General features: G+C 63.4%; 17 protein-coding genes. 6 read left to right on the forward strand and 11 right to left on the reverse strand.

Features of this window, described 5'->3' with window-relative positions:
- Window positions 1–58: 58 nt before the first annotated feature.
- From AC1DZE_RS04525 to AC1DZE_RS04570, 10 genes are all read right to left on the reverse strand, one after another.
- Window positions 59–925: a pseudouridine synthase gene (locus AC1DZE_RS04525; protein ID WP_477671847.1), complete on the reverse strand. Its 867-nt coding sequence runs from the start codon at window positions 923–925 to the stop codon at window positions 59–61.
- Window positions 926–1,008: 83 nt separating this feature from the next.
- Complete coding sequence (gene kdpE / locus AC1DZE_RS04530; protein ID WP_477671846.1) at window positions 1,009–1,713, reverse strand: two-component system response regulator KdpE; 705 nt, start codon at window positions 1,711–1,713, stop codon at window positions 1,009–1,011.
- Between the two features lie 19 nt (window positions 1,714–1,732).
- Entirely contained in the window at window positions 1,733–4,441 is a 2,709-nt protein-coding gene (locus tag AC1DZE_RS04535; RefSeq protein ID WP_477671845.1) for a DUF4118 domain-containing protein, read from the reverse strand.
- Window positions 4,442–4,474: 33 nt separating this feature from the next.
- The gene (locus AC1DZE_RS04540) at window positions 4,475–4,651 is read right to left on the reverse strand and encodes a hypothetical protein (RefSeq protein WP_477668644.1); all 177 of its coding nucleotides are present in this window, start codon (window positions 4,649–4,651) and stop codon (window positions 4,475–4,477) included.
- Between the two features lie 11 nt (window positions 4,652–4,662).
- Complete coding sequence (gene kdpC / locus AC1DZE_RS04545) at window positions 4,663–5,235, reverse strand: potassium-transporting ATPase subunit KdpC (protein ID WP_477671844.1); 573 nt, start codon at window positions 5,233–5,235, stop codon at window positions 4,663–4,665.
- A gap of 24 nt (window positions 5,236–5,259) precedes the next feature.
- Complete coding sequence (gene kdpB, locus AC1DZE_RS04550; protein WP_477671843.1) at window positions 5,260–7,335, reverse strand: potassium-transporting ATPase subunit KdpB; 2,076 nt, start codon at window positions 7,333–7,335, stop codon at window positions 5,260–5,262.
- A gap of 25 nt (window positions 7,336–7,360) precedes the next feature.
- Window positions 7,361–9,160, reverse strand: coding sequence for a potassium-transporting ATPase subunit KdpA (gene kdpA / locus AC1DZE_RS04555; RefSeq protein WP_477671842.1), 1,800 nt, complete (start codon window positions 9,158–9,160; stop codon window positions 7,361–7,363).
- Window positions 9,160–9,258, reverse strand: coding sequence for a potassium-transporting ATPase subunit F (locus tag AC1DZE_RS04560; RefSeq protein ID WP_457281368.1), 99 nt, complete (start codon window positions 9,256–9,258; stop codon window positions 9,160–9,162). Before AC1DZE_RS04560 ends, kdpA begins: the two co-directional genes overlap by 1 nt.
- 216 nt (window positions 9,259–9,474) lie before the next feature.
- Window positions 9,475–9,666: a hypothetical protein gene (locus AC1DZE_RS04565; RefSeq protein WP_477668648.1), complete on the reverse strand. Its 192-nt coding sequence runs from the start codon at window positions 9,664–9,666 to the stop codon at window positions 9,475–9,477.
- Between the two features lie 13 nt (window positions 9,667–9,679).
- Complete coding sequence (locus tag AC1DZE_RS04570; RefSeq protein ID WP_477671841.1) at window positions 9,680–10,465, reverse strand: sulfite exporter TauE/SafE family protein; 786 nt, start codon at window positions 10,463–10,465, stop codon at window positions 9,680–9,682.
- A 93-nt stretch (window positions 10,466–10,558) separates the two neighbouring features.
- Here AC1DZE_RS04570 and AC1DZE_RS04575 point away from each other — a divergent pair, with 93 nt between their 5' ends.
- The 3 genes from AC1DZE_RS04575 to AC1DZE_RS04585 are packed head-to-tail and all read left to right on the forward strand — an operon-like array spanning window position 10,559 to window position 12,526.
- Window positions 10,559–11,500: a LysR family transcriptional regulator gene (locus AC1DZE_RS04575; RefSeq protein ID WP_477671840.1), complete on the forward strand. Its 942-nt coding sequence runs from the start codon at window positions 10,559–10,561 to the stop codon at window positions 11,498–11,500.
- 4 nt (window positions 11,501–11,504) lie between these two features.
- Complete coding sequence (locus AC1DZE_RS04580; RefSeq protein WP_477671839.1) at window positions 11,505–12,173, forward strand: HD domain-containing protein; 669 nt, start codon at window positions 11,505–11,507, stop codon at window positions 12,171–12,173.
- Window positions 12,170–12,526 (forward strand): hypothetical protein, encoded by a 357-nt coding sequence (locus tag AC1DZE_RS04585; RefSeq protein WP_477671838.1) that lies wholly within the window; start codon window positions 12,170–12,172, stop codon window positions 12,524–12,526. The genes AC1DZE_RS04580 and AC1DZE_RS04585 overlap by 4 nt, the downstream gene beginning before the upstream one ends.
- Before the next feature lie 211 nt (window positions 12,527–12,737).
- On the opposite strand, the gene AC1DZE_RS04590 is transcribed toward AC1DZE_RS04585, so the two are convergent.
- Entirely contained in the window at window positions 12,738–13,451 is a 714-nt protein-coding gene (locus tag AC1DZE_RS04590; protein WP_477668930.1) for a Crp/Fnr family transcriptional regulator, read from the reverse strand.
- A gap of 175 nt (window positions 13,452–13,626) precedes the next feature.
- On the opposite strand from AC1DZE_RS04590, the gene AC1DZE_RS04595 reads away from it, so the two are divergent.
- From AC1DZE_RS04595 to AC1DZE_RS04605, 3 genes are all read left to right on the forward strand, one after another.
- Window positions 13,627–15,573, forward strand: a complete 1,947-nt coding sequence (locus tag AC1DZE_RS04595) for an AMP-dependent synthetase/ligase (protein WP_477668653.1) — start codon at window positions 13,627–13,629, stop codon at window positions 15,571–15,573.
- Window positions 15,570–16,352, forward strand: coding sequence for an ABC transporter ATP-binding protein (locus AC1DZE_RS04600; RefSeq protein ID WP_477668654.1), 783 nt, complete (start codon window positions 15,570–15,572; stop codon window positions 16,350–16,352). The genes AC1DZE_RS04595 and AC1DZE_RS04600 overlap by 4 nt, the downstream gene beginning before the upstream one ends.
- 135 nt (window positions 16,353–16,487) lie before the next feature.
- Window positions 16,488–17,417 carry a branched-chain amino acid ABC transporter permease gene (locus AC1DZE_RS04605; RefSeq protein WP_477668655.1) on the forward strand — a complete coding sequence of 310 codons (930 nt, stop codon included), beginning with the start codon at window positions 16,488–16,490 and terminating at the stop codon, window positions 17,415–17,417.
- The last annotated feature ends 1 nt before the right edge of the window (window position 17,418 follow it).

Raw genomic sequence — 17,418 nt, forward strand, 5'->3', positions numbered from 1 at the left:
CATCCGGGTAGGACAGGGGCACGCTCGGCAACGGCACGGGCAAGCCCGGGCGGGCAGGCTAGAAGTGCTCGTGCGGCGCCAGGTAGCGCCATTGGCCAACTGGTAAGTGGCCCAGGTTGACATTGCCAATACGCACGCGCTTCAGTCCGGTGACAAACAGGCCGACCTGCTCGCACATGCGGCGAATCTGGCGCTTTTTGCCTTCCTTGAGCACAAAACGCAGCTGCTCGGGGTTTTGCCATGACACCTGCGCGGGCTTGAGCGCCTGGCCGTCCAGGCTCAGGCCATGGTTCAGCAAGGCCAGCTTTTCGCGCGGGAACAAGGCCTGCACGTTGGCAGTTTCGTCGCCCTTTTCGGTTCTGTAGCTGACACGCACCAGATACTCTTTTTCGATCTCGGAGTCTTCACCGATGAGCTGGCGCGCCACACGGCCATCCTGCGTCAGCACCAGCAACCCGATGGAGTCAATGTCCAGCCGTCCGGCCGGCGCCAGTCCGCGCAACTGCTCATGGCCCCAGCGCATGCGGCTGTTGCATTCGCGCCAGCGGTTTTGCGGCTGCACCAGCACCACGGCCGGCTCATGCCCGTCTTCGGCCTGGCCGCTGACATAACCGACCGGCTTGTTGATCAGGATGGTGACCTGCTGGCGCTGCTGCTGCTCGGCCTGGCGGTCAATCTCGATGCGTGCATCCACGGCCACCGGTTGCCCCATGATGGCCGGTGCACCGTTCACACGCACCCAGCCGCGGGCGATCCAGTCATCGGCTTCACGGCGCGAGCACAGGCCCAGTTCGGCCATGCGCTTGTTCAGCCGCACAGTGGGGGCCGGTGCACCTGGTGCGGGTGCCGGGGCGGCGGTTTTCGGAATTCGCACGGCCGCACCCACGGGTTTCGGAGCCGGGCCGGGTTTGAGAGGTTCTGTCATTTGCTATATATTTTATAGCTGCTTGCGCACGTCAATCGTGGTCTGCAGCCATATTTGTCATTCAATCCGGGCGGAAAGCGCCGTCAGGCCACCCAAAGGCGATAACCCACAGCCGTTTCCGTGATCAGGTGTTTGGGCTGCGCCGGATCGGCCTCAAGCTTCTGGCGCAGGTGGCCCATGTAGATGCGCAGGTAGTGATTTTGCCCGGCATGGGCGGGGCCCCACACCTCGCGCAACAGCTGGCGGTGGGTCAGCACCCGCCCGGCGTTGGTCATCAACACGGTGAGCAGGCGGTATTCAATAGGCGTGAGGTGCACCTCCACACCGCCGCGGCGCACCAGCCGCGCCTGGCGGTCCACCACCACATCGCCAAAGGTAAAAAGCGGCTCGTCAGGCGTTCCGTCAGCACTGGCAGCGCGCGGGCGGCGCAGGTTGGCACGCACACGGGCCAGCAGCTCGCCCACGCCGAAGGGCTTGGTCAGGTAGTCGTCGGCGCCGGCGTCCAGCGCGGCAATTTTGTCGGCCTCGTCGGCGCGCGCCGACAGCACCACAATCGGCACGGCCGACCAGCCGCGCACATCGCGAATCACCTCCAGCCCGTCGCCGTCGGGCAAGCCCAGGTCCAACACCAGCAGGTCGGGCTTGCGGGTGCCGGCCTCGGTCAGCCCGCGCTTGCCGGTGTCCGCCTCGAAGACCTGCCAGCCTTCGGCTTCCAGCGCCGCGCGCACAAAGCGGCGTATCTGCGGCTCGTCTTCAATCACAACGGCAACGGGTGCGGGGTGGGACATGGGTAAAGAGGAAGAAAGGTCAGGCGGTTTCGGGCAGGCCATGCGGCGGCGGGCGGCGCGGCAGGGTGATGGTGAATTCTGCACCACCGCCCGGCGCATTGGCGGCCGTGATTTGCCCGCGGTGCGCCTGCACCACTGCCTGACAGATGGCCAGGCCCAGCCCCACGCCCGGCGTGGCCGACTCGGCCTCGCCGCGCGTGAACTTCTCGAACAGCTCATGCTCCCGACCCTTGAGGGCCGCGGGCAGGCCGGGCCCGTGGTCACGCACCGCCAGCGTCAGCGCCTGCTCCGTCGCCTCTGCGCTGACTTCTATGGGGGCCTGCCCGTACTTGGCGGCGTTTTCCAGCAGGTTGACGAGCACGCGCTCCATCAGCACCGCGTCAAATTCGACCAGCGGCAGATCGGCGGGTAGCGCCGCCGTAACAGCCTTGCCGGCCAGCGCGTGCTGTGCCTGGCGGATCGCCGAGCCGACGATTTCCTCGACCGACTGCCATTCGCTCCGCAAGTTAACAGCCCCGCTTTGCAGCCGCGCCATGTCCAGCAGGTTGTTGACCAGTGCGCTCAGGTGGCGCGCTTCGCTGCCGATGGCGCGCGCCGTCTGGGACTGCGCCTCGCTCAGTGGCGGCGCCATGCCTTGCAGGGAATCGGCCAGGCCTATCAAGGCAGTCAGAGGGGTGCGCACATCGTGCGAAATCGCCGCCAGCAGCATATTGCGCAGTTTCTCGGACTCCATCTGCACCACCGCCTGCTGGGCCACCTCCACGTAGTGCACGCGCTCCTGCGCGATGGCGATCTGCCGCGCCAGGGTTTCGAGCTGCTGCATCTGCTCGGGAATCAGCAGCCAGCGCGGCTGGGCAGGCTTGAGCGCCAGCACGCCGCGCACGCGCATCGGCGCCTTGAGCGGGATGTAATGCCATGCCTGCGCTGACAAGGTAGCGGTGGCCAGCCCCGCCGGCTGTTCGTTGCGGAACACCCAGTCGGCCACGCTGGCGTCAAAATCCGCGGGCGGTTGGGCGGGCGGCAGCAACTGGTCGTGGCTGTCGGTCACCATCACCAGCGCCTGCCCGCCGAAGTTGCGCTGCGCGGCTGCTTCGCCGAGTTCCATGACCTGCTCACTCAGCAGCGCCGCTGACAGGTCGCGCGTGAGCTCGAACAGCGATTGCGCGCGGCGCTCGCGGCTGGCCGCAATGCGCGCCTGAAACCGCAGGCCTGCCGTGAGCTGCCCGGTTAGCAGCCCCACCATCAGCATGACGGAAAATGTCAACAGGTACTGCACGTCGCTGACGGCAAACGACAAGCGGGGCGGCACAAAGAAAAAGTCAAACGCCGCCACATTGAGGAAAGCCGCCAGCGCCGCCGGTCCACGCCCGAACTTCAACGCCACCAGCACCGTACCGAGCAAAAACAGCATCACGATGTTGGCGAGGTCAAAAAAGCTGAGCAAGGGCAAAGCCAGCACGGTGACGGCTGCGCTGCTGGCCGCAGCCCATGCGTATCGCGGCACGCTCTCCTGCCAGGCCGCAGCCTCGTCATCGTCGGCAGAACGCTGCACGGCGCGCGCCAGTCGCCGCGCGCTGTCGGCGTGGCCCACTTCCACGATGTCCAGGGTAGGCGCCAGCGTCGCCAGCCGGCGCGTCATGGTGGAGCCGGCCCACAGCGCGCGCCAGCCCGGCAGTTGCGGGCGCCCCACTACCAGCGTGGCGCAGTTGAGCTGCTGTGCCTGCGCCACCAGTTCGGCCGCGGCATCGCTGCCGGTCAACACCGCCGTGGCAGCGCCCAGCTCTTCGGCCAGCTGGATGACGGCGAGGATGCGGTCGCGCCTGGCGACCTCGAGAAGCTGCAGGCGCGGCGTTTCCACATAAGCCGCATGCCAGCGCACATTGAGCTGGCCGGCCAGGCGCGCCGCCGTGCGCACGGTCTGCTCGGCCCCTTCGCGCGGGCCTATGCAGGCGAGGATGGCGCCTTCGGTGTTCCAGACCAGGGAGATGGACTTCTCGACGCGGTAACTGCGCACGTCGTCTTCCACATGCTCGGCCGTGCGCCTGAGCGCGATCTCACGCAGCGCGATCAGATTGCCCTTGCGGAAGAAATTCTGCGCCGCGCGCTCAGCCTGCTGCGGCAGGTAGACCTTGCCGGCCTTCAGCCGTGCCATCAGCTCGTCGGGCGTGACGTCAACCAAAATGATTTCATCGGCGCCGTCCAGCACCGTGTCCGGTACGGTTTCATGCACGCGTATACCGGTGATGGCTCCCACCGTGCCGTTGAGGCTTTCCAGGTGCTGCACGTTGACCGCCGACCAGACGTCGATGCCGGCTTCCAGCAACTCCTGCACGTCCTGCCAGCGCTTGGCGTGGCGCGACCCCTCGACATTGCTGTGGGCGAGCTCGTCGACCAGCAACAGCGATGGCTTGCGCGCCAGCGCCGCGTCCAGGTCGAACTCTTTCAACCTGTGCCCGCGGTAGGCCACCTCCTGCAGGGGCAACTGCTCAAGCCCGGCCAGCAATTCCATGGTTTCGCTGCGGCCATGCGTTTCGACCACGCCGACCAGCACATCCCGCCCGGTCTTGCGCTCGCGCTGCGCGGCGCTGAGCATGGCGTAGGTTTTGCCCACACCGGCGCTGGCGCCGAAGTAGATGCGCAAACGGCCGCGGCGCGCTCTTTCTTCCTCGCCGCGCAGGCGGTCGAGAAGCTCGTCGGGGTCAGGGCGGGAGTCGGGAAAACTGGCCATGCCGTTGCGCTATTACTGGGTGATTCAAAAGTTTCAAAGATCGCCTCGCAAAGGGTAACACCGGGTGTGTTCTTCCTGTTCGCCTGACTCGCCATCTTTTGGCATGCCGGACTCCTGCCTTTCACCGCGGCCTGCGATCCACCAGGCCACCGCCAACGGCACGCCAAAGGCGGCCAGCGCACACAAGACCCGCAAAAGATCAGAGTCCATGGAAATTTCTCTTAACGAAGCGCTTCCAGCGCGAGGTTGAGTTGCAGCACATTCACCTGGGCCTCACCCAGAAATCCCAGCAAGGGTTGCCCGGTGTGCTGTTCGACCAGGGACTGCACCTTCTCAGGCGCCAGGCCGCGTGCTTTAGCAACGCGGGCCTCCTGGTAGCGCGCCGCAGCCGGGCTGATGTGCGGGTCCAGCCCACTGGCAGACGCCGTGACCAAGTCCACCGGCACCTGGACCGTGTTGCCCGGATCGGCCGCTTTCAGCGCTTCGACACGGCCCTTGACCGCGTCGACCAGCGCAGGATTCAGCGGGCCCTGGTTGGAGCCGCTGGAAGCCGATGCGTTGTAAGGCATGGGCCCCGTGGCCGATGGGCGGCCCCAGAAGTTTTTGGGGTCGCTGAAGTTTTGCCCGATCAGCGAAGAGCCGACAACCTTGCCGTCACGCTGGATCAGGCTGCCGCCGGCCTGCGCCGGAAACAACGATTGCGCGGCGCCGGTCACCACCAGGGGATAAGCCACGCCGGTGACCAGGGTCAGCACAGCGAACATCACAATTGCGGGGCGAAGAATATTTGTCATGAGGATTCCTTGATATGCAGGTGTTCAGGCGAGGTTCAGTGCTACCAGCAGCAGGTCAATCGCCTTGATGCCGATAAAAGGCACGATGAGGCCGCCCAGGCCGTAAATAAGCAGGTTGCGGCGCAGCAGCGTGGCGGCGCCCACAGCGCGGTATTTCACACCCTTGAGCGCGAGCGGGATCAGGAACATGATGATCAGCGCGTTGAAAATCACCGCCGACAAAATCGCCGACGACGGGCTGCCCAGTCGCATCACATTGAGTGCGGCCAGTTGCGGGTAAGTGGTCACAAAGATCGCCGGAATGATGGCGAAGTACTTGGCTACGTCGTTGGCGATTGAAAACGTGGTGAGCGAGCCGCGCGTCATCAGCAGGGCCTTGCCGGTCTCCACAATCTCCAGCAGCTTGGTGGGGTTGGAGTCGAGGTCCACCATGTTGCCGGCTTCCTTGGCGGCCTGGGTGCCGCTGTTCATGGCCACCGCCACGTCGGCCTGGGCCAGTGCCGGCGCGTCATTGGTGCCGTCGCCCGTCATCGCCACCAGCCGGCCTTCGGCCTGGTACTGGCGTATCAGCTTCAGCTTGTCTTCGGGCGTGGCCTCGGCCAGGAAGTCGTCAACACCCGCCTCGGCGGCGATGGCAGCGGCCGTGAGCTTGTTGTCGCCGGTGATCATCACCGTCTTGATGCCCATGCGGCGCAGTTCGCCGAAGCGTTCCTTGATGCCGGCCTTGACAATGTCTTTCAGCTCCACGATGCCCAACACCGTACTGCCGTCGGCCACGGCCAGCGGCGTGCTGCCGCGGCGCGACACGTCATCTGAAGCACGCAAAACTTCAGCCGGAACGGTTCCGCCCAGTGCTTCCACATGCTTGCGAATCGCATCGACCGCACCTTTGCGCAGTTGCCGCTTGCTTCCATCGGGGTTCAAGGCGTCCATTCCGCTCATGCGGGTTTGCGCGGTAAAGGCAACCTCAGTCACGGCCTGCATGGGCGACTGGCTCACGGCCAGCTTCAAGGCCAACGCCACGATGCTGCGGCCTTCCGGCGTTTCATCTGCATAGGAAGCCTGCATGGCGCAGGTGGCGAGCGCTTTTTCAGACACGCCGGGCGCGGGCAAAAAGCTCGAAGCCTGGCGATTGCCGTGGGTGATGGTGCCGGTCTTGTCCAGCAGCAGCACGTCCACGTCGCCGGCAGCCTCAACCGCGCGGCCCGACGTGGCGATGACATTGGCCTGCATCATGCGGCTCATGCCGGCCACACCCACGGCCGACAGCAGGCCGCCAATCGTGGTCGGGATCAGGCAGACCAGCAACGCCACCAGTGCAGTGATGCTCACTACCGTGCCTGCCCCCACGGCTCCCACGCTGAACACGGAGAACGGCAGCAAGGTGACCGTGACCACCAGGAAGACGATGGTCAGCGCCACCAACAGGATGGTCAGTGCGATTTCATTGGGCGTCTTCTGCCGTTTGGCGCCTTCGACCATGCTGATCATGCGGTCCAGGAAGGATTCGCCAGGGTTGACCGTGATGCGTACCACCAGCCAGTCGGACAGCACGCGTGTGCCGCCGGTCACTGCGGAGAAGTCGCCGCCCGACTCGCGCACCACCGGGGCCGATTCGCCGGTGATGGCACTTTCGTCGACCGAGGCCACGCCTTCAATCACTTCTCCGTCCAACGGAACCATGTCGCCGGCATCGACCAGCACCACGTCTCCTTTTCTAAGATTTTCAGCTTCTTGCGGCAGGAATGTGGAACCATGCCGGGGCTCCTTGAGCTTCTTGGCCCAGGTGCTTTTTTTCAGGCTCCGCAGCGATGCGGCTTGTGCCTTGCTACGGCCTTCGGCCAGGGCTTCGGCGAAGTTGGCGAACAACACGGTGAACCACAGCCAGACGGCCACGGCAAAGATAAATCCGGCCGGTGCTTCGCCCTGCCCCTGCAGGGCCTGCAGGCCCAGCAAGGTCGTGAGAATGCTGCCGATATAGACGACAAACATGACCGGGTTGCGCCACTGCACGCGCGGGCTCAGCTTGGTAAACGAAGCCACGATAGCCGGCTTGAGCAGCGCGGGATCCAGCAACATTAAAGATTTTTTGGTACTCATATAGGTTTCTCTTTGAGCCTTGCGGTTATTTGCCTGGCCACAGCATCAGGTGCTCGACCATGGGGCCCAGCGCCAGGCCGGGCACGTAGTTAAGCAACCCCACCAGCAGCACAGTGCCTATCAACAGCGTCACGAACAGCGGGCCGTGCGTGGGCATGGTGCCGGCCGTAACCGGCAGGCGTTTCTTGGCGGCCAGCGCACCGGCAATGGCCAGCACCGGAACGATAAAGCCGAAGCGCCCCAGCCACATGACGATGCCCAGCAGCGTGTTGTAGAACGGCGTGTTGGCAGACAGGCCCGCGAAGGCGCTGCCGTTGTTGTTGCCGGCCGAGCTCAGCGCATAGAGGATTTCGGAGAAACCGTGCGCGCCGGGGTTGGCAATGCCAGCCTTGCCTGCGCCCGCCAATACGGCGATGGCGGTGCCGGCCAGCACCAGGATGGGCGTGACCAGGATGGCGATCGAAGTCAGCTTCATCTCGTGCGCCTCGATCTTCTTGCCCAGGTATTCCGGCGTGCGGCCGATCATGAGGCCGGCGATGAACACCGCCAGGATGGCGAAGATCAGCATGCCGTAGAGGCCCGTGCCAACGCCGCCGAACACCACCTCGCCCAGCTGCATCATCACCATGGGCACCATGCCGCCCAACGGCGTGAAGGAGTCGTGCATGGCATTGACCGCGCCGCAGGAGGCCGCCGTCGTGATGACCGCGAACAGGCTGGAGGCATTGATGCCGAAGCGGGTTTCCTTGCCTTCCATGTTGCCGCCGGCCTGCAGCGCGCTGGCCGTCTGGTCCACACCCAAAGGTTGCAACAACGGGTTGCCGGCTTGCTCAGCCGGGGTGATGGCTACCACCGCGATGACAAACATCACAGTCATCGCGGTCAGCACGGCCCAGCCCTGGCGCTGGTCGCCCACCGCGCGGCCGAAGGCGAAGCACAGCGCCGCCGGAATCAGGAAGATGGACAACATCTGAAAGAAATTGCTCAGCGCGGTCGGGTTTTCATAAGGGTGCGCTGAATTGGCGTTGAAGAAGCCGCCGCCGTTGGTGCCCAGCATCTTGATGGCTTCCTGAGACGCGACCGGGCCCATGGCCAGGGTCTGCTTGTCGGATTTGGCATCCTCCATCACGGGATTGCCCTTGTCGTCTTTCAGCGCCTGGCCATCAGGGCCGTTTTTCGGCTGCTGATAGCTAGTCACTTCCAGCGTGCTCACGTCTTTGTAGGCATCAAAGTTCTGGATGACGCCCTGCCCCACAAGGAAGACGGCAAACACCAGCGACAGCGGCAGCAGCAGCCAGGCCGTGATGCGCGTCACGTCCACCCAGAAGTTGCCGATGGCGCCGGTCGCCCGCGCAGCAAAACCGCGGAACAGCGCAAACACCACGGCAATGCCGGTGGCGGCCGAGAAGAAGTTCTGCACAGCGAGCACCAGCATCTGCGTGAGGTAGCTCATGGTGGACTCGCCGGCATAGCCCTGCCAGTTGGTGTTGGAGACAAAGCTGACGGCGGTGTTGAAGGCCGAGTCGGGCGTTACCGCGGCCATGCCGGCCGGGTTGAGCGGCAGCCAGACCTGCAAGCGCTGCAGTGCATAAACGGCCAACACACCGAGCGCATTGAAAGCCAGCAAGGCCAGCGCGTACTGCGACCACTTCATGTTGGTATCGGCCGATGTGCCGGCCAGGCGGTACAGCGGCGCTTCCGCCTTGTGCATCCAGTTGGGGAGGCTGCCGGAATACAGACGGGCCAGCCAGATGCCCAGCGGCCACGCAGTGGCCAGCAATACACCCAGAAAAAGGGCCAGCAGACCCCAAGACGAGTTGCTCATCAAAACTCCTCGGCGCAGATCAGCGCATAGACGAGGTAGGTGAGCAGCAGGACAGCACAGACGCCGCCAAAGCCGTACAAAACGTCCAGGCTGATCATGAACGGCCTCCTTCGGACTTTTCAAGCTTCTGGAAGCCCCAGACCAGCAAGACCATCACACCCCAGAGGGCGGCGGCACCAAGAATAAACGCGAGATCCATGATCTTTCTCCAACAAACAACGATGGGGAAAGTTTCGGATCCGGTGTGTAAAAACGGGGATGAAAGACCGGCAGCCGGTATAAAGAAAGCGTAAAAATCAGGGGTTAAACCCTGTTCAGGCCGATACGTGAGGCCGCATCACCACGCGCAGGTGCAGCGCGCGCAGGGCGTCAATGTCGTCCAGCAGGGACGAGGCCTCGGGCAGCGGGGAAACCGGGTCATCGGCGAGCTCCAGCAGCAAGAGCAGACGTGCGGCTTTGGCATGGAGCGCCTCCATAGCCTGCGAAACCTCGCTGTGGTTTTCCATCGCACCGGCGTGGCTAGCGCATCGCGCTGCGAGTGACCATGTAAATGCCTATCAGCAGCAGACCGGTGAAAAAAAGGCGCCTGAAACCCTTCTCGCCCACCCGCCCGCGCAGCTTCTGACCGGCGGCCATCCCCAACAAGGCAGCAGGCAATGGCAGCAGCAAACTCCAGCCACCCGGCATGCTGCCCATGGCAAAAGAGCCTTCCATCACCAGGCGCAGAAAAAGTGCGGCAGTGGAAACGGTGAAGGACAGGCCCAGCGCCTGCACCAGTTCGTCTTTCTTGAGCGACAAGGCCTGCAGGTAAGGTACAGCCGGAAAGACAAACACGCCGGTGGCCGAGGTGATGGCGCCGGTCGCCAAGCCGGCAGCGAAGGAAAAAACCCGCTCACCGCGCGGCGGGACCGCCAGCGGCAGTGCGCACAGCCCCAGCAGCGCGTAAATGATCAGCGCAGCGCCCAGGCCTGCCGACGCGAGGTCCGTATCAAGGGTAACCAGGCTGACCGGTGCCCACAGCGTCCCCGCGACCACCCCAGCCTGCAGCGGCCACAGACGCCGCAACAGGCTTTCCAGCGCAGCGCCATCCCACATCTGCCAGGCATTCGTCAGCAACGAAGGCAGGATCAGGATGACGGCTGCCTGCGCAGGCGGCATCACGCCGGCCAGCAAGCCCATGGAAAGTGTTGGCAACCCCAGGCCCACCACGCCCTTGACGAGGCCGGCCAGCAGGAATACGCCGGCGACGACGGCCATCAAGAGGGTGTCGTTCCCTGCACCCATGAAGTTGTTCATTGAGTTCATGTCGCCGATTCTGCGCAGCGGCGCGTTTGCGCTCAAGCGGTAATATCCGTTCACAGCCTTCGCCGTTACCGAAGGCTAAAACGCCTTCAGCCCATGCCCGCCACCCTTCGCTTTGACCTTATCGACCTTCGGCTGTTTCTGCACACCGTCGATACCGGCAGTATCACAGCGGGCAGCAGGCTTTCGCACCTGGCGCTCGCCTCGGCCAGCGCACGCATACGCGGCATGGAAGACGCATTGGGGGTGCCGCTGCTGGAGCGTCTGCGCGCCGGTGTGAAACCGACCAAGGCCGGCCTGGCCGTGGCTCACCATGCGCGGCTGGTGTTGCAGCAAATCGAGCGCATGCATGGTGAGATCGGCGACTATGCGGGCTGGCTGGCGGGCAAGGTGCGTTTGCTGTCGAACACCGCCGCCATCACCGACTACCTGCCGCAGGCGCTGGCGGATTTCCTCAACACCCATCCAGCCATCGACGTCGACCTGGAGGAGCGTCCCAGCCACCTGATCGTGTCGCAGTTGCTGGGCCAGGTGGCCGACCTCGGCATCGTGGCCGACTCCGCCGACATCTCCAGCCTTGAATCAAAACCTTTCCGGCGCGACCAGCTGGTGCTGGTGGTTCCAGCCGGCAGCGGATTCGGCCGCCAGCGCCATGCTCCGTTCGGGCAAGCCCTGGGCCATGACTTCGTCGGCCTGGGGGAAGACAGCGCGCTGCAACAGCACCTGAACTTGCAGGCCGAACGCCTGGGGCTGCGCATGCGGACCCGCATACGGCTGCGCAGCTTTGAGGCAGTCTGCCGCATGGTGGAGGCGGGCGTCGGCGTGGCGGTGGTGCCGGCCGTCGCGGCCGAACGCCATGTGGAGGCAGGCAAGCTGCGCAGCCTCAAGCTGACCGACACCTGGGCCGACCGGCAATTGCTGATCTGCGCGCGCCGCTTTGACCAGCTGTCGCTGCCGGCGCTGCGACTGGTCGAGTCCCTGTGCGCGCCTGCCGCGCCGCCGGAGCGCTCACACACGCACAAAACGCCCAAACGATAAAGTCATGCCCATGCAAACCCCTGAACCCACAGACCTGCTGGCCCGATCCTGGCGGCATTGCGCGGGCGCCCTTGCCGCACGGCCGATCGGGCCTGCGGTGTTTGATGAACTGGTGGCGCGCTACTCGGAGCCGCACCGCAAGTACCACACGCTGCAGCACCTCACGGAATGCCTCGCGCATTTCGAGGCCGTTCGCGATCTGGCCGTACAGCCCGCAGAGGTCGAGATGGCGTTGTGGTTCCATGATGCGATTTACGACACGCAGCGCCACGACAACGAGGAAACAAGCGCCGACTGGGCTCGCGAGGTGCTGCTGGCGCACGGCACTGCCACGGCCGCCGCGCAGCGTGTTCACGACCTGGTCATGGCCACCCGCCATACGGCGCTGCCAGCCTCGCCTGACGAACAGTTGCTGGTTGACATCGACCTGTCCATCCTGGGCGCGGGCCCAGCCAGGTTTGCCGAGTATGAGCAGCAGATTCGGGACGAATATGCTTTTGTGCCCGCTGCCCTGTTCCGGAAAAAACGGGGCGAAATCCTGCAGGGTTTCCTGGACCGGCCTGTGATCTACAGCACGGCGCATTTCCGCGAAACACTGGAAGCACGTGCACGCGAGAACCTGTGCAGGGCGATTGCCGGCACGACTTCGGCAACCACCCCTTCAGCACCATGAACATCTGCCCCCATTGCCACCAGGCCGGAATCAAAACCTGGGAAAAACGTCTCTCCAGCCGAGGCAACCCCGCCACCTGCACCTTGTGCGGAGGGCTCTCGCATGTTCTGGCCAGCTCTGCGGGCGGCACATTTGTCCTCACATCCGTCCTGTTGGTGATTGCCGTCCTTGCCGGCTTCTTGACCAACTCATGGCTGGCCGGGTTGTCGGGTGCACTGCTGGCGGCGGCCTACAACCTGTGGGCATGGCAACGCGAAGTGCTTTGGCCAATCCTCAAGGAAAACGCCCAGGCTGCAAACCGCGCCAATTGGGTGGTCGAAGCGGTTTCCATCTTTATTTTGTTTCTTTCCTGAGGACGGCGGCTGTACTGGTCACACCAAGCGCTCCTGATTTCATAGCTGCTTGCGCCCGTTCTGATTGGTCTGCAGGCACTTTTGGCACCTGAAAAGCGCCCCAAACCGCACCCCAAACGCCCAAAACGGCTCCCCGGGCAGTTCAACCCGCCCAACACACTTGCTATTAATTCAGTAGCTGCTTGCGCTCGTCCCTATTGGCCTGCAGCCTTTATTTGCTTGAGAAAACACTGGACCGCAGGGCGCCCAGGTCGAGCACGCGCAGGCCGCCGTATTCGATGCGGATAAAGCCCCGGGCCTGCAGCGTGCTCAGCGCCTCGTTCACGCGCTGGCGCGACAGGCCCACGAGGTAGGCCATTTCCTGCTGCGTGATGCGCAGGATTTCGCCCACACCCGGGTACAACACCGGGTTGAACAGCGCGGCCAGGCTGCGTGCCACACGGATGTCGGGGTTGTTCATGCGGTCGATTTCGCGCGCCACGATGAACTGGCCCAGGCGCTCGTTGAGCTGGTTCATCACAAAGCGGTTAAAGCCGATGGAATGGTCCAGCAACCAGTGGAAGTCGTCGACCGGCAGCCCCGCCACCACCGTCTTGCGCAGGGCCTGGATGTTGTAGCGGTAGGGCTCGCGCTTGAGCACCGTGCCTTCGCCGAACCAGGCGCCCGGCGGCAGGCCGGTGAAGGTCATGGTGGCGCCCTGCTCGCTGTCGGTGCTCATCTTGAGCAAGCCCTCGACGACGCCGAACCAGTAGGTCACCGGCTTGCCGACACGGCACACGTAGTCGCCGATGTTGGCGTCGCCGACGCGCACGCTCGCCACGGCGCGCTCGCGCTCGGCCGGCAACAGCTCATTCAGCCAATGGATGCCGGCGAGCTCCTGCGCGTCGGGCATGCGGGCACGGATCTGCATCGATTGGCCTGTCATCGTCACCATGCGCGCTGTCCTAAGGGAAAGTCCGGGGGAGTAATCACCCTTGAATTGTCGTCCGAACGACAACCTAACGTCAAACGCATGCCTACGATGCATTCACAAGACAACTTTCGGGCTAGCCGGCAAGCGAGCGACTCCCCGAAGGCATAACGACCGCGAGACAAGGACCATGCAGACCACTTTTCCGAGACTGTTGCTCAAACATGCGGCTGAGCGCCCCGGCGCTCCGGCCATGCGCGAAAAAGAGTACGGCATCTGGCAGGCGCACAGCTGGGCCGGCATGGCGCAGCTGGTGGAGCGCATCGCCTGCGGCCTGCATGAAGCCGGGCTGCAGCGTGGCGAGCACATGGTCATCATCGGCGCCAACCGGCCGCGCCTCTATGCCACCATGCTGGCCGCGCAGTCGCTGGGCGCCATACCCATTCCGCTTTACCAGGACGCCGTGGGCGCCGAGTGTGTCTTTCCCATCAACAATGCCGACGTACGTTTTGCGCTGGTGGAAGACCAGGAGCAGGTCGACAAGCTGCTGGAGATACGCAGCCAGTGCCCGCAACTGGACCAGATCATTTATGACGACCCGCGCGGCCTGCGCAACTATGCCGAGGCCGGACTGCAATCGCTGGACGCCTTGCTGGAAAAGGGTGAAGCCTTTGCCGCAAAGCAACCCGGCTTCTTCAAGAGCGAAGTCGAAAAATCCCGGCCGGATGATGTGGCCGCGATGTTTTTCACCTCGGGCACCACGGGCAACCCCAAGGGCGTGGTCCACACCCACAACACCCTGCTGGACCGCGCCAGGGCCGGCGCCGACTTCGACAAACTCACCTCCGGCGAGGAAGTGCTGGCCTACTTGCCACCCGCGTGGGTCGGTCAGAACATCTTCAGCTATGCGCAATGGCTGGCCTGCGGCTATGTGGTGAATTGCCCCGAAAGCGCGAGCACCGTGATGATCGACCTGAAAGAAGTCGGCCCGACCTATTACTTTGCGCCACCGCGGATTTTCGAAAGCCTGCTGACGACCGTGATGATCCGCATGGAAGACGCGGGCCGCATCAAGCGCGGCATGTTCAACTATTTCATGGGCGTGGCCAAACGCGCCGGCCCAGCCCTGATGGACGGCAAACCCGTCGGTGGCATGGACAGACTGCTGTATGCGCTGGGCAGCGTAATGGTCTATGGCCCGCTGCGCAACACGCTGGGTTTTTCGCGCGTTCGCGTGGCCTACACCGCGGGTGAAGCGATTGGGCCGGACCTCTTTACCTTCTATCGTTCCATCGGCATCAACCTCAAGCAGCTCTATGGCTCGACAGAGACCGCCGTGTTTGTGTGCCTGCAGCCGGACAACGAGGCGCGTGCCGATACGGTAGGGGTGCCGATCAGCGGCGTGCAAATCAAGGTGGCCGACAACGGGGAAATCCTGGTCAAGTCCGCCGGCCTGCTCAAGGAATATTACAAAAACCCCACGGCGACGGCCGAGGTGCTGAGCGCCGACGGCTGGTATCACACCAGCGACGCGGGCTTTATCGATGCCAGCGGCCACCTCAAGATCATCGACCGCGTGAAAGACGTGGGCCGCATCAAGGGCGGTGCCAACGACGGCGCGATGTTCGCGCCCAAATACGTGGAAAACAAACTCAAGTTCTTCCCGCACATCAAGGAAGTCGTTGCCTATGGCGACGGCCGTGAAAAAGTCTGCGTGATGATCAACATCGACTTCGACGCCGTGGGCAACTGGGCCGAACGCCGCAACCTGCCCTACGCCGGCTACACCGATCTGGCGCAGAAGCCCGAGGTCTACCAGCTCATCAAGGAATGTGTCGAAAAAGTCAACGCCGACCTCAGCGTGGATGCGCTGCTGGCCGGCTCACAGGTCAGCCGCTTCCTGGTGCTGCACAAGGAGCTGGACGCAGATGACGGTGAACTCACACGAACGAACAAGGTGCGGCGCGGCTTCATTGCCGAGAAGTACCAGCCGCTGATCGATGCGCTCTATGGCGACAAGACCGAACAGTTCATTGAAACGGTCGTGAAGTTTGAAGACGGCCGCAGCGGCAGCGTCAGCGCGACCCTGAAGATCAGTGACACCCAGACTTTTGCGCCCGTGAAGGCAGCAGCATGACTAAAAAGATCGGCGACGTCATATTGGACGTCAACAACATCAGCCTGAGTTTTGGCGGGGTCAAGGCCCTCTCGGATATTTCCTTCAATGTGAAAGAGCACGAGATTCGCGCCATCATCGGCCCCAATGGTGCGGGCAAGAGCTCCATGCTCAACTGCATCAACGGCGTTTATGCGCCGCAGCAGGGCTCCATCACTTTCCGCGGCCAGACCTTCAAGCACATGAACAGCCATCAGGTGGCGGTCATGGGCGTGGCGCGCACTTTCCAGAATCTGGCGCTCTTCAAGGGCATGAGCGTGCTCGACAACATCATGTCGGGCCGCAACCTAAAGATCAAAAGCAACCTGCTGCTGCAGGCGCTGCGCATAGGTCCCGCCGAAAAAGAAGAAATCATGCACCGCGAGGCAGTGGAAAAAATCATCGACTTCCTGGAAATCCAGGCCTATCGCAAGACGCCCGTCGGGCAACTGCCCTACGGTTTGCAAAAACGCGTTGACCTGGGCCGTGCGCTGGCGATGGAGCCGCAAGTCCTGCTGCTCGACGAACCCATGGCCGGCATGAACGTCGAGGAAAAACAGGACATGTGCCGCTTCGTACTCGACGTGAACGACGAGTTCGGCACCACCGTCGTGCTGATCGAGCACGACATGGGCGTGGTGATGGACATCTCCGACCGCGTAGTGGTGCTCGACTACGGCAAAAAAATCGGCGACGGCACCCCCGACGAAGTACGCAACAACGAAGACGTGATCAAGGCTTACCTCGGAACGAGCCACTAACCATGAACAAAAAATCCCAACTGAACAAATCCAGCGACCGCCGCGGAACCGGCTTCGCCGGGCCGCTAGCGGTGTCCCCCTCAGGGGGAGAGGCGGCTACACGAAGTGAGCCCGCAACAGGGGGGAGCCAATAACATGGGTTCATTTCTTGAGACCATTATCGGCGGCCTCATGTCCGGCATGCTGTATTCGCTGGTCGCGCTGGGCTTTGTGCTGATCTACAAGGCTTCGGGCGTCTTCAATTTCGCCCAAGGCGCGATGGTGCTGTTCGCGGCACTGGCCATGGCGCGGTTCTCCGAATGGATACCGCAATGGACGGGCCTGGACAGCAAGTTCATAAACAACGCACTGGCCTTTGCAGCCGCGCTGGCCATCATGGTGGTGGTGGCCTGGTTGATTGAGAAACTGGTGCTCAGCAAGCTCGTGAACCAGGAAGGCGTGGCGCTGCTGATGGCGACGCTGGGCATTTCGTATTTCCTGGACGGCTTCGGCCAGACTATCTTTGGTTCCAGCATTTACAAGATTGACGTGGGCATGCCCAAGGACCCGATGTTCCTGCTGGAAGGTATCTTCCAGGGCGGCCTGCTGGTGAACCAGGAAGACCTGGTCGCCGCGCTGATCGCGACTGCCCTGGTGGCGGCACTGGCCGCCTTCTTCCAGTACACCAGCACAGGCCGGGCCCTGCGCGCGGTGGCGGACGACCACCAGGCCGCGCAATCCATCGGCATTCCGCTGAACCGCATCTGGGTCATTGTCTGGAGCGTGGCAGGCTTCGTGGCCCTGGTGTCCGGCGTCATCTGGGGCAGCAAGCTGGGCGTGCAATTTTCGCTCTCGGTGCTGGCGCTCAAGGCGCTGCCGCTGGTGATTTTGGGTGGCCTGACTTCGGTGCCTGGCGCGATTGTGGGTGGGCTGATTCTGGGCGTTGGCGAGAAACTGGCCGAAGTCTTTCTCGGGCCCTATGTCGGCGGCGGTATTGAAATCTGGTTCGCGTATGTGCTTGCGCTTTGTGTCTTGCTCGTTCGGCCTCAGGGCTTGTTCGGCGAGAAAATTATTGATCGCGTCTGAA

Source organism: Polaromonas sp. P1_F1 (assembly GCF_056405795.1).

What these genes read in the sequence shown, in the direction of transcription:
- AC1DZE_RS04525 (WP_477671847.1), bottom strand. Translation starts at nt 925, where the DNA reads ATGACAGAACCTCTCAAACCCGGCCCGGCTCCGAAACCCGTGGGTGCG.
- kdpE (WP_477671846.1), bottom strand. Translation starts at nt 1,713, where the DNA reads ATGTCCCACCCCGCACCCGTTGCCGTTGTGATTGAAGACGAGCCGCAG.
- AC1DZE_RS04535 (WP_477671845.1), bottom strand. Translation starts at nt 4,441, where the DNA reads ATGGCCAGTTTTCCCGACTCCCGCCCTGACCCCGACGAGCTTCTCGAC.
- AC1DZE_RS04540 (WP_477668644.1), bottom strand. Translation starts at nt 4,651, where the DNA reads ATGGACTCTGATCTTTTGCGGGTCTTGTGTGCGCTGGCCGCCTTTGGC.
- kdpC (WP_477671844.1), bottom strand. Translation starts at nt 5,235, where the DNA reads ATGACAAATATTCTTCGCCCCGCAATTGTGATGTTCGCTGTGCTGACC.
- kdpB (WP_477671843.1), bottom strand. Translation starts at nt 7,335, where the DNA reads ATGAGTACCAAAAAATCTTTAATGTTGCTGGATCCCGCGCTGCTCAAG.
- kdpA (WP_477671842.1), bottom strand. Translation starts at nt 9,160, where the DNA reads ATGAGCAACTCGTCTTGGGGTCTGCTGGCCCTTTTTCTGGGTGTATTG.
- AC1DZE_RS04560 (WP_457281368.1), bottom strand. Translation starts at nt 9,258, where the DNA reads ATGATCAGCCTGGACGTTTTGTACGGCTTTGGCGGCGTCTGTGCTGTC.
- AC1DZE_RS04565 (WP_477668648.1), bottom strand. Translation starts at nt 9,666, where the DNA reads ATGGAAAACCACAGCGAGGTTTCGCAGGCTATGGAGGCGCTCCATGCC.
- AC1DZE_RS04570 (WP_477671841.1), bottom strand. Translation starts at nt 10,465, where the DNA reads ATGAACTCAATGAACAACTTCATGGGTGCAGGGAACGACACCCTCTTG.
- AC1DZE_RS04575 (WP_477671840.1), top strand. Translation starts at nt 10,559, where the DNA reads ATGCCCGCCACCCTTCGCTTTGACCTTATCGACCTTCGGCTGTTTCTG.
- AC1DZE_RS04580 (WP_477671839.1), top strand. Translation starts at nt 11,505, where the DNA reads ATGCCCATGCAAACCCCTGAACCCACAGACCTGCTGGCCCGATCCTGG.
- AC1DZE_RS04585 (WP_477671838.1), top strand. Translation starts at nt 12,170, where the DNA reads ATGAACATCTGCCCCCATTGCCACCAGGCCGGAATCAAAACCTGGGAA.
- AC1DZE_RS04590 (WP_477668930.1), bottom strand. Translation starts at nt 13,451, where the DNA reads ATGACAGGCCAATCGATGCAGATCCGTGCCCGCATGCCCGACGCGCAG.
- AC1DZE_RS04595 (WP_477668653.1), top strand. Translation starts at nt 13,627, where the DNA reads ATGCAGACCACTTTTCCGAGACTGTTGCTCAAACATGCGGCTGAGCGC.
- AC1DZE_RS04600 (WP_477668654.1), top strand. Translation starts at nt 15,570, where the DNA reads ATGACTAAAAAGATCGGCGACGTCATATTGGACGTCAACAACATCAGC.
- AC1DZE_RS04605 (WP_477668655.1), top strand. Translation starts at nt 16,488, where the DNA reads ATGGGTTCATTTCTTGAGACCATTATCGGCGGCCTCATGTCCGGCATG.